The organism is Paenarthrobacter sp. NCHU4564, assembly GCF_052156435.1.
GTDB lineage: Bacteria > Actinomycetota > Actinomycetes > Actinomycetales > Micrococcaceae > Arthrobacter.
Genome location: NZ_JBQLIS010000007.1, coordinates 1 through 24732, shown reverse-complemented (window position 1 = coordinate 24732; position 24732 = coordinate 1). Strand labels below are relative to the sequence as shown.

Annotated in this window: 25 protein-coding genes, 2 tRNA genes, 1 other RNA gene and 1 pseudogene; 11 read left to right on the top strand and 18 right to left on the bottom strand. The window is 62.9% G+C overall.

The features are described from left to right. Positions 1 to 65: 65 nt before the first annotated feature. The 4 genes from orn (at position 66) to ACSVIE_RS09195 (ending at position 2442) form a co-directional block, all read left to right on the top strand. On the top strand, positions 66 to 701 hold the full coding sequence (gene orn / locus ACSVIE_RS09210; protein ID WP_442423628.1) for an oligoribonuclease: 636 nt from the start codon (positions 66 to 68) through the stop codon (positions 699 to 701). 132 nt (positions 702 to 833) lie between these two features. Continuing rightward, a tRNA-His gene (locus ACSVIE_RS09205) sits at positions 834 to 909 on the top strand. A 103-nt stretch (positions 910 to 1012) separates the two neighbouring features. Then, positions 1013 to 1585, top strand: a complete 573-nt coding sequence (gene def, locus ACSVIE_RS09200; RefSeq protein ID WP_426002972.1) for a peptide deformylase — start codon at positions 1013 to 1015, stop codon at positions 1583 to 1585. Positions 1586 to 1620: 35 nt separating this feature from the next. After that, entirely contained in the window at positions 1621 to 2442 is an 822-nt protein-coding gene (locus ACSVIE_RS09195) for an acyltransferase domain-containing protein (protein WP_442423627.1), read from the top strand. Here the strand turns inward: ACSVIE_RS09195 and ACSVIE_RS09190 are convergent. From ACSVIE_RS09190 to rnpB, 4 genes are all read right to left on the bottom strand, one after another. Then, complete coding sequence (locus tag ACSVIE_RS09190) at positions 2427 to 3227, bottom strand: HNH endonuclease family protein (protein WP_426002975.1); 801 nt, start codon at positions 3225 to 3227, stop codon at positions 2427 to 2429. The genes ACSVIE_RS09195 and ACSVIE_RS09190 overlap by 16 nt on opposite strands. A gap of 119 nt (positions 3228 to 3346) precedes the next feature. Further along, a complete protein-coding gene (locus tag ACSVIE_RS09185) occupies positions 3347 to 3556 on the bottom strand; it encodes a hypothetical protein (RefSeq protein ID WP_426002977.1) in 210 nt (69 codons plus the stop codon). A gap of 72 nt (positions 3557 to 3628) precedes the next feature. Further along, entirely contained in the window at positions 3629 to 5116 is a 1488-nt protein-coding gene (locus ACSVIE_RS09180; RefSeq protein ID WP_442423626.1) for a glyceraldehyde-3-phosphate dehydrogenase, read from the bottom strand. 702 nt (positions 5117 to 5818) lie between these two features. Further along, an RNA gene (gene rnpB / locus ACSVIE_RS09175) (RNase P RNA component class A) lies at positions 5819 to 6208 on the bottom strand. A 57-nt stretch (positions 6209 to 6265) separates the two neighbouring features. Between rnpB and ACSVIE_RS09170 the strand changes: the two genes are divergently transcribed. Continuing rightward, positions 6266 to 7030, top strand: coding sequence for a YaaA family protein (locus ACSVIE_RS09170; protein ID WP_442423625.1), 765 nt, complete (start codon positions 6266 to 6268; stop codon positions 7028 to 7030). Here the strand turns inward: ACSVIE_RS09170 and ACSVIE_RS09165 are convergent. Together ACSVIE_RS09165 and ACSVIE_RS09160 are read right to left on the bottom strand one after the other, a co-directional pair. Next, positions 7027 to 7764: a zinc ribbon domain-containing protein gene (locus tag ACSVIE_RS09165; protein ID WP_426002980.1), complete on the bottom strand. Its 738-nt coding sequence runs from the start codon at positions 7762 to 7764 to the stop codon at positions 7027 to 7029. The genes ACSVIE_RS09170 and ACSVIE_RS09165 overlap by 4 nt on opposite strands. Before the next feature lie 72 nt (positions 7765 to 7836). Further along, positions 7837 to 8748 (bottom strand): Nif3-like dinuclear metal center hexameric protein, encoded by a 912-nt coding sequence (locus tag ACSVIE_RS09160; protein ID WP_426002982.1) that lies wholly within the window; start codon positions 8746 to 8748, stop codon positions 7837 to 7839. A gap of 135 nt (positions 8749 to 8883) precedes the next feature. Here ACSVIE_RS09160 and msrA point away from each other — a divergent pair, with 135 nt between their 5' ends. The 3 genes from msrA to epsC all read left to right on the top strand — a co-directional run bounded on the left by msrA (position 8884) and on the right by epsC (position 11035). Further along, positions 8884 to 9408: a peptide-methionine (S)-S-oxide reductase MsrA gene (msrA, locus tag ACSVIE_RS09155; protein ID WP_442423624.1), complete on the top strand. Its 525-nt coding sequence runs from the start codon at positions 8884 to 8886 to the stop codon at positions 9406 to 9408. Positions 9409 to 9473: 65 nt separating this feature from the next. Beyond that, positions 9474 to 10409, top strand: a complete 936-nt coding sequence (gene cysK, locus ACSVIE_RS09150) for a cysteine synthase A (RefSeq protein WP_442423623.1) — start codon at positions 9474 to 9476, stop codon at positions 10407 to 10409. Between the two features lie 41 nt (positions 10410 to 10450). Further along, the gene (gene epsC, locus ACSVIE_RS09145) at positions 10451 to 11035 is read left to right on the top strand and encodes a serine O-acetyltransferase EpsC (RefSeq protein ID WP_426002986.1); all 585 of its coding nucleotides are present in this window, start codon (positions 10451 to 10453) and stop codon (positions 11033 to 11035) included. Here epsC and ACSVIE_RS09140 read toward each other — a convergent pair. Together ACSVIE_RS09140 and gndA are read right to left on the bottom strand one after the other, a co-directional pair. Next, a complete protein-coding gene (locus tag ACSVIE_RS09140) occupies positions 11032 to 11865 on the bottom strand; it encodes an oxidoreductase (RefSeq protein WP_442423622.1) in 834 nt (277 codons plus the stop codon). The two genes, epsC and ACSVIE_RS09140, sit on opposite strands and share 4 nt — an antisense overlap. Before the next feature lie 76 nt (positions 11866 to 11941). Next, a complete protein-coding gene (gene gndA, locus ACSVIE_RS09135) occupies positions 11942 to 13378 on the bottom strand; it encodes an NADP-dependent phosphogluconate dehydrogenase (protein ID WP_442423621.1) in 1437 nt (478 codons plus the stop codon). A gap of 228 nt (positions 13379 to 13606) precedes the next feature. On the opposite strand from gndA, the gene ACSVIE_RS09130 reads away from it, so the two are divergent. Then, entirely contained in the window at positions 13607 to 14335 is a 729-nt protein-coding gene (locus ACSVIE_RS09130; protein WP_442423620.1) for a FadR/GntR family transcriptional regulator, read from the top strand. On the opposite strand, the gene ACSVIE_RS09125 is transcribed toward ACSVIE_RS09130, so the two are convergent. From ACSVIE_RS09125 to ACSVIE_RS09115, 3 genes are read right to left on the bottom strand one after another with little or no spacing between them, the layout of a single operon-like run. Further along, entirely contained in the window at positions 14332 to 15381 is a 1050-nt protein-coding gene (locus ACSVIE_RS09125; protein ID WP_442423619.1) for an L-idonate 5-dehydrogenase, read from the bottom strand. The genes ACSVIE_RS09130 and ACSVIE_RS09125 overlap by 4 nt on opposite strands. Continuing rightward, entirely contained in the window at positions 15381 to 16151 is a 771-nt protein-coding gene (locus ACSVIE_RS09120) for an SDR family oxidoreductase (RefSeq protein WP_426002993.1), read from the bottom strand. Before ACSVIE_RS09120 ends, ACSVIE_RS09125 begins: the two co-directional genes overlap by 1 nt. Before the next feature lie 39 nt (positions 16152 to 16190). Beyond that, positions 16191 to 17096, bottom strand: a complete 906-nt coding sequence (locus tag ACSVIE_RS09115) for an NAD(P)-dependent oxidoreductase (protein ID WP_442423618.1) — start codon at positions 17094 to 17096, stop codon at positions 16191 to 16193. Between the two features lie 70 nt (positions 17097 to 17166). Between ACSVIE_RS09115 and ACSVIE_RS09110 the strand changes: the two genes are divergently transcribed. Next, positions 17167 to 18234, top strand: a complete 1068-nt coding sequence (locus ACSVIE_RS09110) for a D-2-hydroxyacid dehydrogenase (protein ID WP_426002995.1) — start codon at positions 17167 to 17169, stop codon at positions 18232 to 18234. Positions 18235 to 18305: 71 nt separating this feature from the next. Here ACSVIE_RS09110 and ACSVIE_RS09105 read toward each other — a convergent pair whose 3' ends face one another. From ACSVIE_RS09105 to ACSVIE_RS09075, 7 genes are all read right to left on the bottom strand, one after another. Next, positions 18306 to 19664 (bottom strand): MFS transporter, encoded by a 1359-nt coding sequence (locus ACSVIE_RS09105; RefSeq protein ID WP_426002997.1) that lies wholly within the window; start codon positions 19662 to 19664, stop codon positions 18306 to 18308. 136 nt (positions 19665 to 19800) lie between these two features. Next, positions 19801 to 20595, bottom strand: a complete 795-nt coding sequence (locus ACSVIE_RS09100) for an IclR family transcriptional regulator (RefSeq protein WP_426002998.1) — start codon at positions 20593 to 20595, stop codon at positions 19801 to 19803. 245 nt (positions 20596 to 20840) lie between these two features. Continuing rightward, positions 20841 to 21131 carry a hypothetical protein gene (locus ACSVIE_RS09095; RefSeq protein ID WP_426002999.1) on the bottom strand — a complete coding sequence of 97 codons (291 nt, stop codon included), beginning with the start codon at positions 21129 to 21131 and terminating at the stop codon, positions 20841 to 20843. A gap of 113 nt (positions 21132 to 21244) precedes the next feature. Then, positions 21245 to 21320 (bottom strand) — tRNA-Val (locus ACSVIE_RS09090). 77 nt (positions 21321 to 21397) lie between these two features. Further along, positions 21398 to 22360, bottom strand: coding sequence for an NAD-dependent protein deacetylase (locus ACSVIE_RS09085; RefSeq protein ID WP_442423617.1), 963 nt, complete (start codon positions 22358 to 22360; stop codon positions 21398 to 21400). Next, positions 22357 to 22860 carry a peroxiredoxin gene (locus ACSVIE_RS09080; RefSeq protein WP_426003001.1) on the bottom strand — a complete coding sequence of 168 codons (504 nt, stop codon included), beginning with the start codon at positions 22858 to 22860 and terminating at the stop codon, positions 22357 to 22359. The genes ACSVIE_RS09085 and ACSVIE_RS09080 overlap by 4 nt, the downstream gene beginning before the upstream one ends. After that, positions 22857 to 23276 carry a DUF3052 domain-containing protein gene (locus ACSVIE_RS09075; RefSeq protein WP_364157971.1) on the bottom strand — a complete coding sequence of 140 codons (420 nt, stop codon included), beginning with the start codon at positions 23274 to 23276 and terminating at the stop codon, positions 22857 to 22859. The genes ACSVIE_RS09080 and ACSVIE_RS09075 overlap by 4 nt, the downstream gene beginning before the upstream one ends. A 380-nt stretch (positions 23277 to 23656) precedes the next feature. Here ACSVIE_RS09075 and ACSVIE_RS09070 point away from each other — a divergent pair. After that, positions 23657 to 24732: pseudogene (locus ACSVIE_RS09070) on the top strand (pyruvate dehydrogenase (acetyl-transferring), homodimeric type); the annotation flags it as partial.

The following is a 24732-nucleotide window of genomic DNA, read 5'->3' as shown; positions in this document are numbered from 1 at the left end:
CACTGCCGCGCTCAAAAATCGTACCATCGGAGCACTTGGAACCTGCCGAACGATAGGCTAGGCGCGTGCCTATTACTAATGAACGCATCGTGTGGATCGACTGCGAAATGACCGGCCTTGACCTTAAGAATGACGCCCTCATCGAGGTCGCAGCCCTCGTCACGGATTCAGAACTCAACATCCTCGGCGATGGTGTGGACGTGGTCATCAAGCCCGATGACGCAGCCCTTGAGCAGATGAACGACTTCGTCCGGGATATGCACACCCGGTCAAAGCTCCTCGATGAGCTTCCCCAGGGCAAGACCATGGCGGAGGCCGAGGCGCTCGTGCTGGAGTACATCGAGAAGTGGGTTCCGGATCCCCGCAAGGCACCCCTGGGCGGTAACTCCGTCGGCACGGACCGTATGTTCCTGGCCCGGGACATGCCGAACGTCGTGGAGCACCTGCACTACCGCGTCATTGATGTCAGCACCATCAAGGAACTGTCCCGCCGCTGGTTCCCCCGCGCCTACTTCCAATCACCGGCCAAACACGGCGGCCATCGCGCACTCGGGGACATCAAGGACTCGATCGATGAGCTCCGTTATTACCGGGAAGCCGTTTTTGTCCCGGCCCCCGGACCGGACACGGCTACCGCGCAGCGCATTTCGCAGGGCATCACTGCCACCGCGGCAACCCTCGGGGCTCCGAAACAGATGTGATCTGCACCATTTTCGAAGTTTTTTTCGTCGAAACGGGCAAAAGTGGACATTGCACCCCAAAACAGCAGGTAAGCTATTTGTCGTTGCCTTCACGGAGAGCCAGTCAAACGGACTAGCCGTCACAGGCACATGGTGGGCGTAGCTCAGTTGGCAGAGCGCCTGGTTGTGGTCCAGGAGGTCGCGGGTTCAACCCCCGTCGCTCACCCCACCGGAATTGGCTGATAAGCCGGTTTCCCCAAAGGCCGCACCGGTAATCCGGTGCGGCCTTTGTGTTGTTTGGGCTACTTTCGAACGAATGAGGATGTACTGACATGACAGTCCTGCCGGTCACCATTTGGGGAGAACCCGTACTGCACCGTCGGGCGAGCGAAGTCGAAGTCTTCGATGATGAGCTGCGCAGCTTCATCAATGACATGTTCGAAACCAACGACGCAGCCAACGGCGTCGGCTTGGCAGCGCCCCAGGTGGGCGTCGGCAAGCGCATCTTTGTTTACAAGTACGCCAACGACGACAACGCTCCCGAGCAGGGGGTGCTGGTCAATCCCGTGCTGACCCTGTCCAAAGTATCCGGCGCGATGCCCGACCCGGACGACCACGTGGAAGGCTGCCTGTCCTTTCCCGGCGAGCACTATCCAGTGCAACGCGCCGAGTGGGCCCGGGTACAGGGTTTTGACGGCCACGGCAATCCCGTGGACTTCGAAGCCACGGGCTGGTTCGCCCGTGTCATGCAGCATGAATACGACCACCTTGACGGCAAGCTCTACATCAACCGGCTAGTGGACCGCTACGCCAGGAAGGCGCTGAAGCAGGCCAAGAGAAACGGATGGGGCGTTCCGGGCCTGACATGGATGCCCGGGGTGGATCCGGATCCGTTCGGTCACTGATCCATGGCGACGAGGATGGGAAGGCCGGGGCAAGCATGACCGATTCGCAGAAAGAGCTCTTCGATCTCCTGAATATCGTCGGGCCTGATGCCACGGAGTGCAGCAAACTCCTGTCCGGGGAACCAAGCACCGGCGTTCTGTCCGCACTCACAACCCTGCGTGAACGCTTGGGAACCTTTCCCCAAGGCGATGCGCCCGGCAGCGGGGCGGACGAGACGGAGTGGATCGAAGCGCTCCTGCGGTTCGCCCCGGAGGTGCACGGGTATCACAGCAGCTTGGGAATCCCCCCTGACATCTCAGCTGCCACCCTGGCGGACCTGGGACTCCAGCTTCGTATCAACCGCAGGGTCCATGGCCGGTTTGGGCTGGATACGTGGGGCTGGATGACCCTTCACATGGCGGGCAACCTGTTCCGGCTTGGCCGGCTGCAGTTCCATCTGGTGCCCCTGCAACGTGACACGGCTGTCGGAGCCTCCGGCTGGGAGTTGGGCGTGCACATTCCCGAAGACGGCAGCCTCTCCCCCGCCTTGGTGGATGCCAGCTTTGCCGAGGCGCGGGCTTTCTTTCCCCGCTACTTTCCCGACAAGCCCGCTCCGGTTGCAACCTGTGATTCCTGGATGCTCGATCCCTATCTGGCCAGGCACCTGCCGGGAAGCAATATCGCCTCCTTCGCACGCCGCTTCACCGTGGATCGTTGCACTGATGCCCCGACGGATGCGGTGTACTTCACGTTCAGGCAACGGGGCCTCGACAACCTCGAACAACTCCCCCGGGACACATCCCTTCAGCGCGTAGTGCTGGAGCGGATCGACGACGGCGGCACCTGGCAACTGGGGCACGGTCACCTCTGCCTGTGAAGTGTCTGCTGCTCCGGGCAACTGGCCAGCACACGCTTCATGGCGTCTTTTTCGGCCTGCGTAACCCACAATTTGTAGGCCGCTTTTACAGATATCTGCCGGGCAACGTAGTGGCAACGGAAGTTCTTGTTGGGCGGCAGCCATGTGGCGGCATCGCCGGCACCCTTTTTCACATTCTCCGGGCCGTCGGCGGCCACAAGGTTAAGGGGGTCGTTGGCGAGCTGTTGCCGCTCTTGGACGCTCAGCCGCCGGGCGCCCTTCTGCCAGGCGTCAGCCAACGCCACAATGTGGTCAATCTGGACGGCAGCACTGGTGTTTTGACCGCGGCGAAACGTCACATGTTCTCCCGTATACGGCTCCTGGAACGCACCACCAGCTACCCGGCAGGAGGAATCAGCGGCGAACTCCACACCGGTCAGGTCCCTGCGCAGGATGTCATTCCTGGTATCGCAGCCATTCCGGTCGGCATCGAACCAGGCCTGCCCAAAAGCCGCGCGGTCATAATCATTGCCCTGTGCGCGACCCTTTACTTCAAGGCTGTCCAACGCGGCCATGGCACTGCCAGGAGGGACAGTTGCTGCACCCGACAACGGTTTCATCCATTCCGGGTTGAAGACCGGAGCCTCCCGGGGTCCGCTTACCCATGGGTCCGCAACAGTGAACTGGCCCGTTGTGAAGAACCAGCCAAGGCTCCCGACCATGCCGGCGGCGAACAGTACGAGGATGGTCCATGCCTGCCGCGAGCGGCGGCGTGCCCGGCGATAGGCAGACCAGGTGATACTCAAAGGGCTCCGTCCTGTCAGTGTGGCGATGTCCTTAGAGACTAGGACAAGGCACTGACAGCCGGAGCCGGTATCCACAGTGTGCAGGAGAAGTCACCCTGCAGATCGGGGCACACCTCGGGTTATTGCTCGCGCATGACCCGCTGGAGGTCTTCGTTGGCTACGGCAAGCAAGCCTCGAAGTTGTTCCACGCGTTCGTCCGTGACGTCCCCGCTGGCGTTAGCCTTGATGGCCTGGTCAAGAAGCTTCTGCGCTTGCTTCTGGTTGGCCTTGGCGACGTCGAGGGCGTGCTCCAGGGTGGTTTCGTGCTCGAGTGTTGATTCATTTTCCATGAACCAATTGTGATCAGGTTTCCCGGCTGAGGCCAGAGACCCAGCCGGGAAACCGATCATGGACTTGCGTGTCTAAGCGTTGACGCCTTCGAGCACCGCGATGGGTGCCACGACGTCGCGGGCCGGGAAGGACGGCGGGTTCACGCCAGCCATCTCTTCCATGACCCGGACAACCTGGCAGGAGTAACCGAACTCGTTGTCGTACCAAACGTAGAGAACCAGGTTCTTGTCGTTGGAAATGGTGGCCAGGCCGTCGACGATGCCCGCCCGACGGGAGCCCACAAAGTCGGTGGAGACGACATCCGGGGAGTCGATGTAATCGATCTGCTTGCGCAGCGATGAGTGCAACGACATCTCACGGAGGTAGTCATTGACTTCCTCGCGGGTGGTGCCGTTCTCAAGATTGAGGTTGAGGATAGCCATGGAAACGTCGGGCGTGGGGACGCGGATGGCATTGCCGGTCAGCTTGCCCTGGAGTTCCGGCAGCGCCTTGGCCACGGCCTTGGCAGCACCGGTCTCGGTGATCACCATGTTCAGCGCCGCGGAACGGCCCCGTCGGTCACCCTTGTGGAAGTTGTCGATCAGGTTTTGGTCGTTGGTGAAGGAGTGGACGGTCTCGACGTGGCCGTGGATGATGCCGAACTTGTCGTTGATCGCCTTCAGGACCGGAGTGATCGCATTGGTCGTGCACGAGGCAGCGGTCACGATCTTGTCGTCATTGGTGATGTCACCCTGGTTGATGCCGTGAACGATGTTCTTCAGCTCGCCCTTGCCCGGCGCTGTCAGGAGAACGCGGGCGACGCCCTTGCTCTGCAGGTGCTGGGACAGGCCGGCAGCGTCACGCCAACGTCCGGTGTTGTCCACCACCAGGGCGTCCTTGATGCCGTATGCAGTGTAATCGACCGTGGCGGGGTTGTCCGAGTAGATGACCTGGATCTGTACACCGTTGGCCGTGATCGTGTTGGCTTCTTCATCCACTCGGATGGTTCCTTCGAAGGATCCGTGTACCGAGTCGCGGCGCAGCAGGCTCGCACGCTTGACGAGGTCATTGTCCGCGCCCTTGCGGACCACGATTGCCCGAAGACGGAGACCATGGCCGCCACCGGCCTTTTCGATCAGCAGGCGGGCAAGGAGGCGGCCGATACGGCCGAAACCGTAGAGGACGACATCGGTGCTCGTGCGGTCGTCGGCGCCGCGTTTGCCGACGATTTCCGCGAGTTCGGCGCGAAGGAAGGCATCCAGGGAGGTGCCTTCGCCTTCTGCACGGAACTTCTCCGTGAGCCGTGCAATATCGATCGCTGCCGCGCCAAGGTCAAGCCCGGCAAGGGCATTGAGCAAGGGAGCCGTCTCCTCCAACTGAAGCTCGGTGTTGCTCATCCGGCGCGCAAAGCGGTGGGCCTTGAGGATGTTCATGGTCGACTTGTTGATCAGGCTCCGGCCGTGGATGCTGGTGACCACGTTGTTTTCCCGGTACAGCCGGCCGATAACCGGAATCATCGCCTCAGCGAGAGCCTCCCGGCCCATCCACTTATCAAGACAAGAATCTGACGTCTGGCTCACAGAACTACCTTCCTTGGGTCAACCACATACGTCCTCGTATGCAGATGGCGATGGCCGCCGGGAGTAATCCTGCGGCACAAGCATCACGGGCTTCGGTCTGCCCGGAACGCTGTGAACGATTGCAGAGAAAAACCGCCGGCTGCGAACGCAGGCCAGGCGGCAGAACATCTACGTTCAGTAACCATTCTAGGCTGGGCGGAAGGTAGATGGGCCGTCGCGAAGCGTGAAGTCACTCACACGGCCCTTCAGGCGGACACTCCCGGCACAAGAACGGCTACCCGGCGCCCGGATGGTTTTCCGCCAGATAAGCCGCCCACGCGCGCGGCTGGTGGTCCACGCACGGCTGTTCTGTGGTGTTCCTTCCGCACGTTACGCAGGACACGCGTCCCCGGATCAGGATGTTTTCCATGTCCGGTTCTTCAAAACCCGTGCATTCACACAGCCAGCGCATGGCGCCGCACACGGGGCACGTGGCAGGGAGTTCCTGCGCGCCGTCGTGGGTGGATTGAGATGTTTCGTCGCTGTCTGCAGCTGTACCAAATGGCCCCATGAGGTGCAGGCTATCTGCAACTCAATCGTTTCGATTAACTTGACTTGTAACGTGACAGCTTCTGTCGTATAGGGCCCGACGCCCGACAAAGGTTAACGCAGTATGACAAGTACTCAAACCCGCGGATTCATGGGAGAAACGACCCCTTGTAGTGGATGGGTTGACCGATACGCCGGGTTCTGTCATCCCGTGCCGTTACCGGCACGGGAGTGGCGGCCATCCATCTACGAACGCCGTTGCCGACGCCCTCCAGCGGCCTACCCGGACACTCGGGCGAGCAGCCCTCGAACGTGTCCTGTCTGGCCTTGCTCCGGGTGGGGTTTACCTAGCCTCCCCGGTCACCCGGGGAGCTGGTGGTCTCTTACACCGCCGTTTCACCCTTACCTGCTGCGCCGATGCTGGCATCGGACCGCGCAGGCGGTCTGTTTTCTGTGGCACTGGCCTGCGGGTTGCCCCGAGTGGGCGTTACCCACCACCCTGCTCTGCGGAGCCCGGACGTTCCTCGAGCCACTTGCGTGGCGCGCGACCGCCTGGTCAACCCATCCGCCCTACAGTCTACCGGCGTCAGCCGGCCGTCCTGTCACCGGTAATATCGACGGGTGCTGATTCTCCTCCCGCCTTCCGAAGGCAAGACGCCCGCCGCCCCAGGCCCCGCCGTCGAATGGGAAAGCCTGAGCTTTCCGGAATTGAACCCTTCCCGGGCCAAAGTCCTGGAGGCGCTGGGTACGGTCAGTGCGCATGAGGACGCACTCGCCCTCCTCGGCGTCGGCGCTTCGCTGCGTGAGGATGTCGAGCGCAATACACGGCTGCATGCGGAACCGGCCGCACCGGCGCACCAGGTCTACTCCGGCGTGCTCTATGACGCTCTGGGCTACGACTCAATGACTCCGACGCAGCGCGGCAAGGCGACCGAAACGATCCTGGTCGTCTCCGCCCTCTGGGGTGCCATCGGCTTTGGCGACCACGTGCCCGCCTATCGGCTGTCCATGGGAACGGCACTGCCCGACGTCGGACGCCTCGCCTCCTACTGGAAGCCCCAACTGGGTGCCGCCCTCGCCGGGAGGGCGGAAGGTGAGCTCGTGGTGGACTGCCGTTCGAGCACCTACGCGGCCGCGTGGACGCCGCCGGCTCAGCAGACGGTTGCCGTCAACGTCTTCAGCGAATCAAACGGCAAGCGCACGGTGGTGAGCCACTTCGCCAAGCACACGCGGGGCGAGCTCGCCCGTCACCTTCTGACGCGCAGGGGCAAGGCACCTGCGACGCCGGGTCAGCTCCTCAAAGCCGCCCGTGAAGTGTGGCCGTCAGAGCTTGTTGACGGTACGGCCAGGAAGCCGCATGCCCTCAACATCATTCTGAAGGGCTAGTTCCACTCCGCGGAACGGACCAGGATGCATCCTGAATCCGGGCAGAAGACGATGTCATCTTCGGCAGCAGCCTTCACTTCCGCGAGGTCGCCGGGACTGAGCGTCATCCCGGAACCCTCGGACTTGCCATGGAACAGCCGGGCCGCCCCAACTCCGCGCTTGGCAAGGGTTTTTTCGTAGACGGCCAGCATTGACTGGTCCAGCGATCCGGCGAAGGCCGCCCGTTGCCCGCGGACTGTGGTTTCCTCTGCCGCAATCTCCGCTATGGCCTGGTCGAGTTCGGCGCGGATGCTTCCAAACGAGTTCCGGATGTCGTCCACGATCGCCTGCTGGGCTGCTTCCCGTTCCCGCAGGGTGTCCAGGCGTTCCAGGATTTCGAGTTCAATATCCTCAAGATCCGACCGCCTTTTGGTCAGTGAAGCGATGTCGTTCTGCAGGGCCACCAGGTCCTTGGACAGGCCGGTCCCGCTGTTCAGCCTTGCCTCGTCGCGTTCAATGCGCGTGGCCACCTGCTCCACGTCCGCCTCGGACCGTCGAAGTTCCGCCTCGGCGTCGTGCACGGCAAGTTTTGCGGCACCCAGTTCGCCCTGGGCCACCCGCAGGGCATCTTCGAGGTCCACGATCCGGGGATCGTTTTCCAGCACCTTCCGCCGGCCGGCCAAGGATTTGAGCTTGGCGTCCAGTCCCTGCAGGTCAAGCAATTTCAGTTGTTCTGCCGGTGCTGCTTTCGCCACGCTTACCTCCGCCTGTAGTCGCCGGCACTGGGGATCAGGCCGGCGGGCCTTCCGGCCCCTGTCCTGTAGATGCTAGTCGCCGCCGGGAGTAAGGATGAAGTCCCAAGGGTCGCTGTTGGTGGTGCTGACGCGGATCTCGACGTCGTAGCCCTGGTCCGTGAGCACGTTGCCGAGCGCTTCGGCCGCCACGGGGAGCCACAGCCATTCGCTGGCAAAGTGCGAAACGTCAATCAGGTAGGGGCGGCCATTGACCGCCCCCTCCCGGGCCTCCGACGCCGGGTGGTGACGCATGTCCGCGGTCACGTAGACGTCCGCGTTATGGGTCCGCACAGCATCGAAGAGGCTGTCTCCGGCACCGCCGCAGACAGCCACCCTCCGCACCAGGGCGTCCTTGTCCCCGGCCACCCGGACTCCTCCTGCCACAGCGGGCAACATCTCGAAGACCCGGGCCGCGAAGTCACCGAGCGTCTGCAGTTCCGGGAGGTCGCCCACCCTGCCGATTCCTTCTTCCGGAAGTCCGTTCGCAGCGACCGTCAACGGGGTGACGTTTTCCAGCCCGAACGCGTCCGCCAACACATCCGAGACTCCACCCACGGCGGAGTCGCCGTTGGTGTGGACGGTGAGGAGGCCCGTTCCGCCCTCGATGAGCCGGTGAACCGCAAGGCCCTTGGCCGACGTGGCAGCCACGGAGTTCACACCCCTCAACAGCAGCGGGTGGTGGGTAATGAGCAGTTCTGCACCCCATTCCAACGCTTCATCGATCACGGCCAGCGTGGGGTCGACGGCGAACATGACCTTGGTGACGGGAGTGTTCGGACGCCCCACAACAAGGCCTACTTCGTCCCAGTCCTCTGCGAGGGATTCGGGCCAGAGTTCCTCCACTGCCAGCAGGACCTGGCCCAGGGTCGGTTCGGCATTCGCTTCGATCGTCCCGGCCTCATCGCCGGAGTCCCCGTTGGAAAGGGCGGTGTCTACTGCTTCCATACCTTTATTCTTACCTACAGGACCGATTCGGTCAGGGTCCGACCACGGGCAAAGCACGGCGCGGGCTGATGAGTCCGTCATGGTCCCGTAAGGTGTTACGGGAATCATCACCTCCTCCGAGCCATTGAAGAGATCATGAAAACTTTCGTACTTGGCGGCGGCTGCTTCTGGTGCCTCGATGCCGTTTACCAGAAGACCCGCGGCGTCAGCTCGGTTGTATCCGGCTACACAGGTGGCCATCTTCCAAATCCTGACTACTACGAGGTGTGCTCCGGCACCACCGGGCACGCCGAGGTGGTTGCCGTGACCTTCGACGAATCAGTGGTTCCGGAAGAAGTCATCCTCGACATGTTCTTCGCCCTGCACGATCCCACCACCTTGAATCGACAGGGCTATGACGTGGGCACCCAGTACCGCTCGTCCATGTTCTACTCGACCACGGAAGAGAAGATCCTGTTCGAGGACGCCATTGAGCGTGCCCAGTCCCTGTGGTCCGATCCGATCGTCACTGAGGTGACGCGGCTGCCCGACTTTTATGAAGCAGAGGAAGTCCACCAGAATTACTACGCAAAGTTCCCCTACCAGGGCTACTGCCAGGTGATTATTAACCCGAAGCTTGCCAAGGCCAGGAAATATTACTCTGCATGGCTTAGTGCTTAGCAGGGTTTCGCCGCCGCTGGTTAGGCTGACCTCAGCATTCCTCTTGAGAGATAGGCAAATATTTCATGGCAAGGATCTACGACGACGTCACACAGCTGATCGGCCGCACCCCGCTGGTCCGCTTGAACCGGCTCTCCGAGGGGCTTGAGGCCACAGTCGCGGTGAAGCTTGAGTTCTACAACCCGGCCAACAGCGTCAAGGACCGCATTGGCGTGGCAATCGTTGATGCTGCAGAAAAGTCCGGTGCCCTGAAGCCGGGCGGAACCATCGTTGAAGGTACGTCCGGCAACACCGGAATCGCCCTTGCCCTGGTGGGCGCTGCCCGCGGCTACAAGGTCATCCTGACCATGCCCGAGACCATGTCCACTGAACGCCGCGTCATGCTGCGTGCTTTCGGCGCGGAGATCGTCCTGACCCCCGGTTCCGAAGGCATGCGCGGTGCCGTGGAGAAGGCACAGGAAATCGTCGCCAACACGGAGAACTCGATCTGGGCACAGCAGTTCGCCAACGAGGCCAACCCGGCAATCCACCGTGCAACCACGGCAGAAGAAATCTGGGAAGACACCGACGGCGAAGTAGACATCTTCGTAGCCGGCGTCGGCACTGGCGGAACAGTCACCGGCGTGGGCCAGGTCCTCAAGGAACGCAAGCCCGGCGTCCAGATCGTGGCCGTCGAACCGAAGGACTCCCCGATCCTCAACGGCGGCGCCCCCGGCCCCCACAAGATCCAGGGCATCGGTGCCAACTTCGTGCCCGAAATCCTGGACACCAACGTCTACGACGAAGTCCTGGACGCAACCCTCGAGGACTCCGTCCGCGTGGCCCGCGACCTCGGTGCGCGCGAAGGCATCCTGGGCGGCATCTCCTCCGGTGCGATCGTCTGGGGCGCCCTGGAGCTGGCCAAGCGTCCCGAGAACAAGGGCAAGCTGATTGTGGCTGTGGTGTGTGACTTCGGTGAACGTTACATCTCCACTGTCCTCTTTGATGACATCCGCGGCTAACACTTGGCCCGCAGTCATCCGTTTCCTGTAGAAAGGTCTTTGTGAGCTTCTTCGCAAGGCTTAAGGAAGACCTCGATGCCGCCCGGTCCCACGACCCGGCGGCTCGAGGTTCTTTTGAGAACTTTTTCGCCTACTCGGGCCTTCATGCCATTTGGGCGCACCGCCTGACCCATAAGCTGTGGCAGAACCCGGCCCTCCGCTTTCCGGCACGGCTGATTTCCCAGCTGGCGCGTTTCATGACCGGCATCGAAATCCACCCGGGCGCAACCATCGGGCGCCGCTTCTTCATCGATCATGGAATGGGCGTCGTCATCGGCGAGACTTCCGAGATCGGCGACGACGTGATGATCTACCACGGGGTGACCCTGGGCGGACGGTCCCTGGCCAAGGTCAAACGGCACCCCACCATCGGGAACCGCGTGACCATCGGCGCCGGAGCCAAAGTCCTTGGCCCCATCACGATCGGTGACGACAGCGCGATCGGCGCCAACGCCGTCGTGGTCAAGAACGCACCGCCCGAATCGATCATCACGGGCATCCCGGCCACCTGGCGGCATCGCGACGCCAGGTTGGAAACAAAACCGGCGGTGGATCCGGCCGAGTACTACATCGAGTACCGGATTTAGCTGCCCAGCCTCTTGTAGAGATTCTGAAGGAAGATATCGAATACGCGGTCGGGCAGCGCCCGCCGCAACGCCAGGATGCTCCAGGCACCCCTGCCCACCGGGTAGCGGGTCCTGGGGCGTCGTGCTGTTGCCGCGCGGACAATGGAGCGCGACACCGCACCGGGTGGGGTGGCCAGCACGTGACCGGACGTCGATGCCAGAGCAGCAGCTACCGTATGGGCCTGGGCGCCGTAGGGGCCGTCCCCGGACCGTGAGAGCAATGACTCCCCCGCTATGGTCCCCCACTCGGTATCAGTTCCGGCGGGTTCGATGATCACAACGTCGATGCCGTGTGGCCCGAGCTCCAAGCGCAACGAATCGCTCATGCCTTCCACCGCGAACTTGGTTCCGTGATACCAGGCACCCAATGGCTCATACATTTTCCCGCCAATGGACGACACATTGATGATCCGGCCGGACCCCGCCCGCCGCATCCCGGTAATGACGAGCTGGCACATCCGCGCCAGGCCCATCACGTTGACCTCGAACTGCCTCCGGCCCTCCTCCAACGGAACGTCCTCCAGGGAACCGTAGGACCCGTAGCCTGCATTATTGATGAGGACATCCACGTGGCCATGGGCCGCCTCGACAGCAGCCACGACAGCCGTCATCGATTCATCAACCGTGACGTCCAGCGACATCACGTGGACCCCGATCCCTTTTAGGGGCTCCATCCGCTCCACGCGACGGGCACCTGCATAGACCACGAAGCCTTGCGCAGCTAGGTCACGTGCAGTTTCGAAGCCAATGCCGGAGGATGCCCCGGTTACCAAAGCGACGCGGTCAGGCATGGACATACTCCTTCGATGGACGGCAAAGGCCGGTCCCTCCCAGCCTACGGGAGGAACCGGCCTTGCATCCTGGCGCCTAGTGGGTGTCGACGGCGGAGATCTCCGACTTGTCTTCGCCCCAGAGGGTGTGGAAGGTGCCTTCGGCGTCAACGCGGCCGTAGGTGTGTGCACCGAAGAGGTCGCGCTGGCCCTGGATCAGGGCGGCGGCTACGCGCTTGCGGCGCAGGCCATCGTAGTAGGCCAGCGAAGAAGAGAACACCGGAACGGGGATGCCCAGCTGGACGGCGGTGGCCACCACGCGGCGCCAGGCCGGCAGTGCCTCGGCGATCGCCTTGGTGAAGGCCGGTGCGAACAGCAGGTTGGCAGGCTTTTCATCCGCGGCGTAAGCCTTGGTGATGTCCTTGAGCAGTTCCGCGCGGATGATGCAACCGGCGCGCCACAGGGATGCGATCTCGTCCAGCTTGAGGTCCCAGCCGTATTCCTTGGCGGCCGAGGTCAGCATGTCCAGGCCCTGGGCGTAGGAAACCAGCTTGGAGGCGTACAGCGCCTGGCGGACGTCCTCGACGAAGGTTTCGGAGATTTCGACGGCGGCTTCCTCACCGGCGAGCAGTTCCTGGCCCAGCTTGCGCTGCTCTGCCTGGGAAGACAGGGCGCGTGCGAAGACGGACTCGGCGATACCGGAGACCGGGGAACCGAGTTCCAGGGCGGAAATAACCGTCCAGCGGCCGGTACCCTTCTGGCCTGCAGCGTCAACCACGACGTCCACGAAAGGCTTGCCTGTCTTGGCGTCCACGTGGCCCAGGACCTCAGCAGAAATTTCGATCAGGAAGGAGGACAGGTCACCCTTGTTCCATTCAGCGAAGATCTTGGCCTGCTCGGCCGGCTCAATGCCTGCACCGGAGCGGAGCAGGTCGAAAGCTTCACCGATGACCTGCATGTCGGCGTATTCGATGCCGTTGTGGACCATCTTCACGAAATGGCCCGCACCGTCCGTGCCGATCCACGCGCAGCAGGGCTCGCCGTCGACCTTGGCGGAGATCTTTTCCAGCAGCGGGCCGAGGGCGTCGTAGGACTCACGGGAACCACCGGGCATGATGGACGGGCCGTTGAGGGCACCCTCTTCGCCGCCGGATACGCCGACACCCACGAAGTGGAGGTCCTTCTTGGCCAGGGCCGCTTCCCGGCGGCGGGTGTCTTCGTAGTGGGAGTTGCCGGCGTCGATGATGATGTCGCCGGCTTCAAGCAGCGGCTCGAGCTGCTCGATGACGTTGTCCACCGGAGCGCCGGCCTTCACCATGATCAGGACACGGCGGGGCTTCTCCAGGGAGTCCACCAGTTCCTGCAGGGTCTCGGTGCGGATGAAATCACCCTCGGAGCCGTGCTTTTCCAGCAGGGCGTCAGTCTTTTCCACGGAGCGGTTGTGGAGTGCCACCGTGAAGCCGTTGCGGGCAAGGTTGCGGGCCAGGTTGGCGCCCATCACCGCAAGGCCGGTGACACCGATGTGTGCTGACATCAAAACTCCAATTCGATCGTGTGAAAAAATCCTGCGGGCACGCAGGAAGCGATTTCATAACCAGGGACTGTAATAAACCATACGTATTTAAGCGGCGGGCGGGAAAGCCACGCCCACTTTGTGGAACGGTGCCGCGTCACAAACAGTCTATGATGCGGCCACGTTCTTCCTGCGGCCGTGATGCGGGCGTTGCGCACCTCCGGAGCCCGCGCCACTATGCTTACCACTATGTCGACCAGCCTCCACCACCGCGCCGTTGAGCACCTCGGAACCCGGATCGTGGGGGGTTCCCTTCCCACCGGACATGTCATGCTGGCCGAGCATCTGGAAGACGAACTCAAGGTCTCCCGGTCCGTAGTCCGCGAAGCCGTCCGTGTGTTGCAGTCGCTGGGACTCGTGGAGACCATCAAACGCGTCGGCATCCGCGTCCTTCCCGCACACCGCTGGAATCCCTTCGATCCCCTGGTCATACGGTGGAGGTTGGCGGGCGAAGGCCGGGGCGCCCAGTTGAGGTCGCTCGCCGAGCTGCGTTCCGCCGTCGAACCCGTGGCCGCTGAACTGGCGGCCGCAAACGCACCGGAAGAACTCCGCAAGGAACTGGCGGGGATCTCCCTGGCCATGAAGGAAGCCGGCGACGCCGGCGACATGTCCCGGTTCCTTGACCTGGACATCCGCTTCCATGCACTGGTCCTTTCCGGTTCGGGGAACGAGATGTTCGCCAACCTGATCGGCCAGGTCACCGAGACCCTGACCGGCCGTACCGTGCACGGCCTGATGCCCGAGCACCCGCAGCCGCAGGCCTTGCAGTGGCATATCGACGTAGCGGCGGCGATCAGTTCGGGCGACGGCCGGAAGGCGAGGGACGCGTCTGCGCAGATCATGCGCCAGACCATCGCGGAGCTGGCCCCCAGCTGGGACGACCAGCCCCGCGTTTTCGTGCCCGTCGCCAAGTCCTAGCCCTGGAAGTTCAGCAGGACCTTCCCGGATTCGGCTGAGTTCCTGGCCACTTCGAACGCTTCAAGGCCATGGGCGAGGTCGAACTCGTGCGTCACCACGGGATCCACCTGGAGTGAACCGTCAGCCAGCGCAGCGATGACCTCGTCGATTTCGTCATTGAAGCGGAACGACCCGAGCAGCTCCAGCTCCCTGGTGATGGCCAGCGAAATGAACACCGGCTGTGGTCCGGAGGGAAGCAGCCCCACCATCACCACTTTGCCACCCCGGGTGGCGCCCTTGATGGCTGAAGCGAGACCGAAATGGCTGCCCGAGGACTCAATGACGACGTCCGCGTCCACTGCCGCGATCGCCTCGGCATCGTCGCCCTTCAGGACCGCATCGGCACCCACGGCGCGGGCAATTTCCAGTGGCTTGTCATGCATGTCGACGGCGGTGATCCGGGACGCCCCGGCCCGTTTCAGGACGGCGACAGTCAAGGCGCCGATGGGTCCGCTGCCGATGACCAGTGCGCTCTTGCCCGCGACGTCGCCGGCACGGGCCACCGCGTGCCAGGCAACACTCGCAGGTTCCACAAGCGCTGCCGTCCGAAGTTCCAAGGACGCCGGGAGTTCGCGCAGCATCCTGGCCGGCAGGTTCGCGTAGCGGCTGAAAGCACCATCGGTGTGGGGGTACCGCGCGGCGCTGCCCAGGTACGTGCATCCCGGAGACAGGTTGGGGCGGTCTTCGGGATAACGGACGTCTCCAGGGGCGGGAGTGGCTGGATGCACGGCGACGGGTGTTCCGACGCCGGGACCGCTGCCGTCCGCGGCCTGCTGGACCACGACGCCCACGATCTCGTGGCCAAGGACCATGGGAGCCTTGAGGATTGATTCTCCGGCCGCCCCATGCAGCCAATAGTGGAGGTCCGAGCCGCAGATGCCGCCGTAGGCGATCTCCACCACCGACTCATCCGCTGCAGGTGGCTTCAGCGGGATGTCCTCAATGCGCAGATCGCCCTTGCCGTGGGCCACAACCGCGGATCCGGATGCAGGAAGCGTGATACCCATCAGACCACCACCGTCATTCCGCCATCGACAAAAATTGTCTGGCCGTTGACAAAGTTGGATGCCTGGGACGCCAGCCATACCGTGGGTCCTGCGAGGTCGGCCACGGTGCCCCAGCGGTTGGCCGGCGTGCGGCCAAGGATCCAGGAGTTGAAGTCCGGGTCATCCACCAGGTTCTGCGTCATCTCGGTGTGGATGTAGCCCGGAGCGACCCCGTTGATCTGCAGACCCGAGGACGCCCATTCCGCGGTCATGGCCCGCGTCAGGTTGCGCAGGCCACCCTTCGCAGCAACGTACGGAGCGATGGTGGGGCGGGCAAGGTCAGTCTGGACCGAACAGATGTTGATGATTTTGCCGTGCCCCCGGGGGATCATATGCCGCGCTGCTTCGCGTCCTACCAGGAACGCACTGGTGAGATCCGTGGTGATGACCCGCTCCCAGTCCTTGACGTCCAACTCCAGCATGGGGACGCGGTGCTGGATGCCGGCATTGTTGACCAGGATGTCCAGTGGACCGACGTTCTTTTCAATCCACTCCACCCCCGCTGCGGCTGAGGCGGCATCAGTCACGTCGAACGCACGGCTGTGGACGCGCCCTTCGGGATAGTCGGCGGCCATGGCATGCTGGGCGGCTTCCAGCCGCTCGGTGCTGATGCCGTTGAGCACCACCGTTGCCCCGGCATCGGCCAGGCCTCGGGCCAGGGCATTGCCGATCCCCCGGCTGGAGCCGGTGACCAGGGCAACGCGCCCGGACAGGTCGAAGAGTCCACTCATGTCGTTGTTTGCTTTCCTTGTGGTTGGTTGGTGATGTGGTCAGTTGCCGGAACCGGTGGCGCCGGCGGGAAGGTTGGCGATCGCCTGGCGGACCACGGCGAGGTCGAGGTCTCCCAGGCCTTGGCGTTTGAGTTCCGCGTACAGGTCGATGGCGGCCGCCGCCATGGGCGTTGCCGATCCCACCTCGCCGGCGGCGTCCAGCACGAAGCCCAGGTCTTTGTGCATGAACTTGGCCGGTCCCGTGGGAGCGTATTCCTTGGCTGCAAGGCGGGGTCCCACCACCTCGAGGACCCGGCTGGCGGCCAGCCCTCCGGCAAGGACTTCGTAGAGCGCCTGAACGTCCATGCCCGCGCGTTCGGCGACTTCGGCCGCCTCGGCGAGTGCCGCCGTCGTGGTTCCTACGATCAGTTGGTTGCACGCCTTGGCAAGCGAGCCTGACCCGAGCGGTCCCATCCGGCGCACCGTGGTACCCATGGTGGCCAACAGTGGCTGCAAGCGATCGAAGTCGGGCCCGGAGGCACCGACCATAATGGCGAGTGTGCCCTGCCGGGCTCCCACTGTGCCACCGCTGACAGGGGCGTCCACCACCACGGCATTGCCGTGGCTGGCTTGGCGCACCTTCTCGCCGAACGCCTTCACTCCCGCCGGGGAGACACTGCTCATGACGACGACGGCGGTACCCGGCTGTGGTGGCCGGTCCGCCCAGGATTCGAGCAGGCCGGCAGCGGCGTCCTCGATCACGGGAAGGTCCGGCAGCATGAAGATGATGACGGGTTCATCCCGCAGGGATGCCGGGTCCGGTACCCGCTGGACCGCGGGAAGGCTATGGAAGGCTGCGTCCGAACGGTTCCAGGCGCTGACATCCCATCCGGCGCGGGCGATGTTTGCGGCCATGGGAGCACCCATGAGGCCGAGCCCGGCGAAACCCACTCGCTTGTCGTTCATTGGGGGTGGCACCTCACTTCGTCGTGGTCACAGGAAGGAAATCTGTTCAATATCCTAGCCTCCATTCAGTATGATGAACACTATGACGACTAATGAACTTATCGTCGCGATCGCCGTCCCACTCGAAGCCGAGCATGTGGAGCGAATCCGCGCCGTAGACCCCGCCGTAACCGTCCTGTACGAACCGGACCTTTTGCCGCCGGAACGGTTCCCCGCGGACCACGCCGGCGATCCTGCGTTCAAACGCACCCCGGAACAGGAAGAGCGCTACTGGGCCATGCTCAACCGCGCCAGCATCCTCTACGGGTTCCCCAATGAAAGCCCGGCGGGTCTGGCGCGCATCGCCGGCAGCAACCCGCACCTCCAGTGGATCCACGCCATGGCCGCCGGTGCCGGCGGAGCGGTCAAGGCCTCCGGCCTGGATACCGAAACCCTCCAAAAGTTCCACGTCACTACGTCCGCTGGTGTGCACGCCCTGCCGCTGGCCGAATTCTCCGCGTTCGGCATCCTCAACGGTTTCAAGCGCAGCGCCGAGATGGCGCAGGACCAGGCCAACAAAGTGTGGCCCGAACTGCGCACGCCCACCAAGCTGGTCAACGGGTCCCGCCTGGTGATCGCCGGACTGGGCGAGATTGGACTCGAAACCGCCCGGATTGCCCGTGCCCTGGGAATGAAGGTCAGCGGAACCAAACGCAACGTCGGGGACATCGACGGAATTGAGCAGGTCACCACCAACGACGGGCTTGCGGATCTTGTGGCAACCGCCGACGCCGTGGTCAACACCCTCCCCGGGACGCCGTACACGGAAAAGCTGTTCAACGCGGATATCTTCTCCGCCATGAAGCCCGGCGCCGTCTTCGTCAACGTCGGACGCGGCACGGTGGTTGACGAGGAAGCCCTCCTGGACGCCCTGAACAGCGGTCAGGTCTCCTATGCCTGCCTGGACGTCTTCGCGGTGGAACCCCTTCCGCAGGACAGCCCGCTCTGGAGCCACCCCAAGGTGCTTGTTTCCCCGCACACTTCCGCGCTGAGCTCGGCGGAGAACCGGCTTATTGCGGAGCGGTTCTGTTCCAATCTCCGCACTTTCCTGGACGGCGGCGAACTTCCGCACCTGGTTGATCCGGTCCACTTCTACTGAGGTCTCCGGGCCACCGAAAAGGCTCCGACCCCCGCGGGGGTCGGAGCCTTTTCTGCTTGTTCCGTGCCCGGCTACTTGGCGTCTTCGGTACTGACAAGGTCGCGGCCCACGGTCTCCGGAGTGAAGAACGTGGTCACGAAGGAGATCAAGGCAAGCACCAGCGAGTAGATGGCCAGGACCCACCACGAGTGGTTGGTGGCAGCGAGCAGCACGGCACCCAGGAGCGGCGCCACGCCACCGGCAATGACGGCCGAGATTTCGCGGCTCATGGCAACACCGGTGAAACGGTACTGGGAGCCGAAGAGCTCCGGCAGGAGCGGGCACTGCGGGCCAAGCATTGACTGGACACCAATCGCGATGCCGACCGCCATGACAACCCACACGAGGGTCACGTTGCCCAGCGTCACCAGATAGAAAGCAGGAATGGCGATGAGCGCCTGGAACAAGGCACCGTAACGGTAGACGGGTACGCGGCCGAACTTGTCGGACAAGGCACCGAACGTGACCACCAGCACTGCGGCGAAGCCCGCAGCGATGAGCAGGCCTACCGGACCAATGGAGTTGTTGCCGGCAAAGACGCCCGCCGGCATGCTCATGAACGACACGAGCAGGGCGGAGTAGATGGAGGAGTTGCCGTTCTCGCCCATGCGCAGGCCGATGCCCACCAGCACGTTCTTCCTGGAGTGCTTCCAGAGAGCGCCGATCGGATTCTTGACCACGTTCTTGTGCTTCTCCAGCTCCTGGAAAGCCGGCGTTTCCTTCAGCTTGAGCCGGATGAACACTGCCACCACGATCAGGACGAAGCTGGCGAGGAACGGAACGCGCCACAGCCAGCCCTGGAGGACGGACTTGTCCGCCAAGGCGATGAGGGCGAAGGTACCGGCGCCCAGCAGCGTGCCCAGCTGAATGCCGACGAACGGCAGTGAAGCGAAGAAACCACGACGGCGGCGCGGGGCCACTTCCGAGATCAGGGTCGTAGCTCCTGCCTGCTCGGCTCCGGCACCGAGGCCCTGGACGATGCGCAAAGTGACCAACAGGATGGCGCCGAGCATTCCTGCCTGGTCAAACGTGGGCAAAAGCCCAATCGCGAAGCTTGCGGTTCCCATGAGCGCAATGGTCAGGATCAGGACCATCTTCCGCCCGAAGCGGTCCCCTATGTAGCCAAAGAGCAGGCCGCCGAAGGGCCTGGCCGCAAAGCCCACTCCGTACGTGGCGAACGAAGCGATCAAGGCACCGTCCGGACCCAATGGAGCGAAAAACAACGGCCCGAAGATCAGGGCCGAGGCCAGTCCGTAGATGTAGAAGTCGTAGTACTCCAAGGCGGAACCTACGGAACTGGCAAGGGTTGCCCTTCTCAGCTGGTCCGGCTCGACGACTGCGTCATCCGCCTCCGCTGCAGGCTTGGTATTGGTTCGAGTTGTCACTGGCACTCCCTCAAAATCACGACAGGCCCCCGTTGGCCCGGCGAGATAGCGACGGCATTACTGCATCAATCACTATGGTGAACAGCGTACAGTCTGATGAACGCACTGCCAAGGTTGTAATCAGATTTATTGCCTTCAGTACTTAGCCCATGGGGTTGCCGAGAGATCTGGCCAGCTCCTTGAGTTCCTTGACCATGAGCGCCCCTTGCTCCTCGGAGTACGTAGCCTTGAGCGCTGTGACCGACAGGCCAAGACTCGGACCGTGCGCACCGTGCGTAGGGACAGGCACCGCCAGGCAGACCACGCCCACCGTGGACTCTTCATCTTCGAAAGCGAAGCCCTGCTTGCGGATGGCAGTGATCTGGGCTTTCAGCTCTTCTGCGGTTCTCAGCGAGTTGGCTGTCATGACCGGCAGCTGCATGCCGTCCGGGAACATCGCCTCGATGTCGTGGTCATGAAGCTGCGCGACCAAGGCCTTGCCGACACTGCAGAGAGATACCGGCATTTTGTCGCCGATATTGGAGGTCAGGCGTACAGCCGGGTGACCCTCATAGCGGGCCAGATAAATGACGTGGTCGCCGTCGAGCATCGCGATCCGGACTGTTTCCCCGGAGAGGGTCGGAGCTTGTTCACAGTATTTATAGAACTCCTGGACCTCGTCCAGCCTGCTCAGGTAGGCCGCACCGAGTTCCACAAGCTTTCGGCCCAGGGCAAAGTCCGCGCCCTGCCGTGTGATCAGGCGCGCTTCCTCGAGGGCGAGCAAAAGATTGGAGGTGGACGACTTGGGAATTCCGAGCTCCCGCGACAAGTCGCTGAGCGTCAAGCGGCCTGTTGGCGACTCCGCCAATGCTTCGAGGACCGCGGCGGCCCGGGTCACAGCCGGAGCCGGCGATGATGTCCCAAGCCCTTCGGCCCGGGTTGTTCGGGAATCTGCCATGATTCTCCTTCGTCATTGAAACCGGCTGTTCATTCAGCTGAACACAAACCATCATAGTGGCATTTCGCCGGGCCAGTCAGCGCTGCTGCGTCTCCCGCACGACACACTGCAGCGCATCAGGCCCCGCGCTTTTCAAAATCCAAAAGTTCGCTGTATATTCATTTTCGAGCTCTCCACCGCGGCATCCCCCAATAGTCGTGGTGGAGAGCTCATCCAGTTTCCGACCGGCATCGAACCGGCGACGGTCAGGCGGCCACGGCTTCCTCTGCCCGCAGTTGCCAGCCGCCACCCATGCCATCCCCCACCAGCTCCCAGGTGGCCAGGGTGGAGCGCTGGTTATTTCCCAGCCGCACCTGCACTTGCAGAACCTCAACATCCACCCGGCCCTGGCCAGCCGGCATGCGCCTCGACTGTTCCCACCACGGAATCCGCTCGAACCAACGGACCGGAGTCACTGCAATCTGCCATTCCCTGCCGCCCCTGACAACAGCCTCCGGCACGTTCCCAGGTCCGTTGCGGAGAAATACGTGTTCCATGCATGGAACGGTAGGCGGTGGCACCGACATTGATGCCGGCGGCCGGCAGGGCCCGCTTCCCCACACAAAAAGCCCCGCCTTTCCGCAACAGGAGCGGAAGGGCGGGGCTTGGTTGGTGGGTCCTACCGGGATCGAACCGATGACATCCACGGTGTAAACGTGGCGCTCTACCAGCTGAGCTAAAGACCCAATTCCTGCAGTGCAGGGCGTTGGTGCTACCGGGGTTGTTTACCTTGGCGGCTCAACCAACGAACAATGACTTTACATCATCCGTCGGCTGAAACACCAATCGGGTTCACGGCACCTTGAAGATCGGGCAAATGCCGCGCCAGGTAATCGAGGGCGGCACTCACGCCCAGCTCGAGTTTCAAGTCGGCCAAACCGTCCCCGCGCGTTGTCCCTCTGTTGATGATGACCACCGGTTTGCGGGCCTTGGCTGCATGGCGGACGAACCGGAGACCACTCATGACGGTCAGGGATGAACCGGCCACCAGGAGTGCTCCGGCTTGGTCCACCATGGCATAGGACCGCTCCACCCGCGGCTTGGGTACGTTTTCCCCGAAGTACACGAAGTCCGGTTTAAGCGTGCCTCCGCAGGCAGGACATACCGCAACAACAAAGGACTTGATCAGAGCGGGATCCTCGACGGTCGCGTCAGCATCCGGAGCCATCTCCACAATGCCGGCCTCCAACGCGGCATCAACGAAGCCGGGGTTGAACTCCTCCAGGATTGCGGCCAGCAGCTTGCGCGACATGACGTGCCCGTTCTCCAGGCAGATCACCTGGTCGAAACGGCCATGGAGGTCCACGACGTTCCTGCTCCCGGCGTCCTCATGCAGGCGGTCCACATTCTGGGTGATAAGCCCCGTCAGGAGGCCCCGTTGCTCCATCGCGGCAATGGCCGCGTGACCGGCATTTGGATCCGCATGCCGCAAATGCGACCAACCCAGGTGGTTGCGGGCCCAGTACCGGCGACGGTTCGCCGCACTGCTGATGAACTCCTGGTATGTCATCGGATTCCTCGGTGCCGACCCGGGACCCCGGTAATCCGGAATCCCGGAATCCGTACTGAGGCCGGCACCCGTGAGGACGGCCAAGGGCTTGCCGCGGAGAATCTCCACTGCCTGGTCCATGGCCTTTTGCTCTGCAGGCCCCAAGGCGGGCAAAAGCCCGGCCGGTGCCATACTGGCGAAACCAGTCATACCGACGCCGGGCCGCTGGCCGCTCATGCCTGGATTCCCGCCAGATTGGAGAGGGCACGCAAGTAGTCTGTATGCTCCCGCGCCTGGCCACGGGGATTCACCACGGCAAACCGGACGATGCCGTGGGCATCGATGACGAAGGATCCCCGGCGGGCCATCCCAGTGGCCTCATCGAAAACGCCATACTCCCGGGCTACGGCTCCGTGCGGCCAGAAATCGGCCAAGAGATCGAAGTCGAAAATCTCCTGCGCGGCAAAAGCCCGCAGGGCGAACTTGCTGTCGACTGACAACGCCAGCACCACGGCGTCCAGTTCCTCGAATGCCGGGAGATGGTCCCTGACCGCCTGCAATTCGCTGGTGCAGATACCGGAGAACGCAAAGGGGTAAAAGATCATCACCACGTTGCGTCCGCGGAAAGCCGACAGCCGGACCGGCTCTCCGTACTGGTTGGACAGCTCAAAGTCGGGCGCCTGCTGCCCCGGACGGGGAACCTGCGGATCTTCCCGCGATTGGTCTCCGTCAGTCACTTGTTTTTCTTTGCCACCAGCCGCGTGGCACTCCAGTCTTTGGAGACACCGGCAGACGTCGTCAGGTGCAGGCCGGATGTCGGGGCTGCGTCCTGGATGTCAGCGGGGGAAACATAGTTGTCGCGGCCCGACTTGGGTGTCAGCACCCAGACCACTCCGCCTTCTTTCAGGGTAGTGAGCGAATCCATCAAGGCATCGACCAGGTCGCCGTCGCCGTCGCGCCACCAGAAAATCACCGCGTCGACAACATCGTGGTCGTCTTCATCAAGCAGCTCGGAGCCCGTGACATCTTCAATGTCGTCACGCAAGTCGAAATCGACGTCGTCGTCGTAGCCGCGTTCCTGAATCAGATCCCCATCCTTGAAACCCAATCTTTCCGCCACATTTACCGATGTGGCGGCGTCGGCCTCGCTCACGTTTCCTCCTTTTGAAGTGACTTCCATTACTAACAGCCAACACCCTTTGGGCTTGTGCTTCAAGCCATTGTCCCCGCGATCCGCCATAATCCGCATCACCTGCGTGGTTTCAAAGCTGTGACAATCCGGTGTCCGGCGTCATGCAGCCTGCCGGGGTGTGACATACAACGCCCTTGAGGCGCCGCGGCTACGCATCGCAGGGCCGTCAAAGCTAGAGTGGCCATGAGCGCAATGGCTGCAGGGCGATCGCCCCGAGGAATTCTACTGGGCAGCCATGCGCTCACATGACCCGCCCGGCGCATCCGACCGGGCTGTTGAACTGAGATGTCGCACACGACGCGTTCATGCCGGGCAGTTACCCTGCCGGACCTGAGGCGCCGATGGATGCGCCAAAAGGAAGGTTGGACGTGGCTGCAGGAGAAGAGACCTCACACATCCTTAGTGGGTTGACTGCCCAGTTGCCTGATCGTGATCCGGAAGAGACGGCGGAGTGGATTGAGTCCTTGGATGCGTTGATCGCGGAGCAGGGTACGGAGCGGGCGCAGTTCATTATGCGTTCGTTGTTGCAGCGTGCCGGTGCCCGGAGCGTGGGTGTTCCGATGGTGACGACCACTGATTATGTGAACACGATCCCGGTGGACCAGGAAGCTGAGTTCCCGGGGAACGAGGAGTTCGAGCGCCGGTACCGGGCGTATATGCGGTGGAACGCGGCGGTGATGGTTCATCGTGCGCAGCGGTCCGATATTGGGGTGGGCGGGCATATTTCCACCTACGCCGGCGCGGCGACGTTGTACGAGGTCGGGTTCAATCATTTCTTCCGTGGCAAGGACCATCCTTCGGGCGGGGACCAGGTGTTCTTCCAGGGCCACGCGTCTCCGGGCATGTACGCGCGGGCGTTCATGGAAGGGCGCCTGTCCGAGGAGGATTTGGACGGGTTCCGGCAGGAGAAGTCCCGGGAAGGCCATGCCCTCTCGTCCTATCCGCATCCGCGCCTGATGCCGGGGTTCTGGGAGTTCCCGACCGTGTCGATGGGTATCGGCCCGATGAACGCGATCTACCAGGCCCAGTCCAACCGGTACCTGCACCACCGCGGGATCAAGGACACCAGTGATCAGCAGGTCTGGGCGTTCCTCGGTGACGGGGAAATGGACGAGCCCGAGTCCCGTGGCCTGTTGCAGCTGGCCGCGAACGAGAACCTGGACAACCTGAACTTCGTGATCAACTGCAACCTCCAGCGCCTGGACGGGCCGGTGCGCGGCAACGGCAAGATCATGCAGGAACTCGAGGCGTTCTTCCGCGGCGCGGGCTGGAACGTGATCAAGGTCGTCTGGGGCCGGGAATGGGACTCGCTGCTCGAAGCGGACCAGGACGGGGCGTTGGTGAAAATCATGAACGAAACCCCCGATGGCGATTACCAGACCTACAAGGCCGAATCCGGCGGGTTCGTCCGGGAACA

Coding starts and splice junctions, on each gene's coding strand:
- def (WP_426002972.1), top strand. CDS start 1,013: ATGACAGTCCTGCCGGTCACCATTTGGGGAGAACCCGTACTGCACCGT.
- ACSVIE_RS09195 (WP_442423627.1), top strand. CDS start 1,621: ATGACCGATTCGCAGAAAGAGCTCTTCGATCTCCTGAATATCGTCGGG.
- ACSVIE_RS09185 (WP_426002977.1), bottom strand. CDS start 3,556: ATGGAAAATGAATCAACACTCGAGCACGAAACCACCCTGGAGCACGCC.
- ACSVIE_RS09160 (WP_426002982.1), bottom strand. CDS start 8,748: ATGGAAGCAGTAGACACCGCCCTTTCCAACGGGGACTCCGGCGATGAG.
- msrA (WP_442423624.1), top strand. CDS start 8,884: ATGAAAACTTTCGTACTTGGCGGCGGCTGCTTCTGGTGCCTCGATGCC.
- cysK (WP_442423623.1), top strand. CDS start 9,474: ATGGCAAGGATCTACGACGACGTCACACAGCTGATCGGCCGCACCCCG.
- ACSVIE_RS09140 (WP_442423622.1), bottom strand. CDS start 11,865: ATGCCTGACCGCGTCGCTTTGGTAACCGGGGCATCCTCCGGCATTGGC.
- gndA (WP_442423621.1), bottom strand. CDS start 13,378: ATGTCAGCACACATCGGTGTCACCGGCCTTGCGGTGATGGGCGCCAAC.
- ACSVIE_RS09130 (WP_442423620.1), top strand. CDS start 13,607: ATGTCGACCAGCCTCCACCACCGCGCCGTTGAGCACCTCGGAACCCGG.
- ACSVIE_RS09125 (WP_442423619.1), bottom strand. CDS start 15,381: ATGGGTATCACGCTTCCTGCATCCGGATCCGCGGTTGTGGCCCACGGC.
- ACSVIE_RS09120 (WP_426002993.1), bottom strand. CDS start 16,151: ATGAGTGGACTCTTCGACCTGTCCGGGCGCGTTGCCCTGGTCACCGGC.
- ACSVIE_RS09115 (WP_442423618.1), bottom strand. CDS start 17,096: ATGAACGACAAGCGAGTGGGTTTCGCCGGGCTCGGCCTCATGGGTGCT.
- ACSVIE_RS09110 (WP_426002995.1), top strand. CDS start 17,167: ATGATGAACACTATGACGACTAATGAACTTATCGTCGCGATCGCCGTC.
- ACSVIE_RS09100 (WP_426002998.1), bottom strand. CDS start 20,595: ATGGCAGATTCCCGAACAACCCGGGCCGAAGGGCTTGGGACATCATCG.
- ACSVIE_RS09095 (WP_426002999.1), bottom strand. CDS start 21,131: ATGGAACACGTATTTCTCCGCAACGGACCTGGGAACGTGCCGGAGGCT.
- ACSVIE_RS09085 (WP_442423617.1), bottom strand. CDS start 22,360: ATGAGCGGCCAGCGGCCCGGCGTCGGTATGACTGGTTTCGCCAGTATG.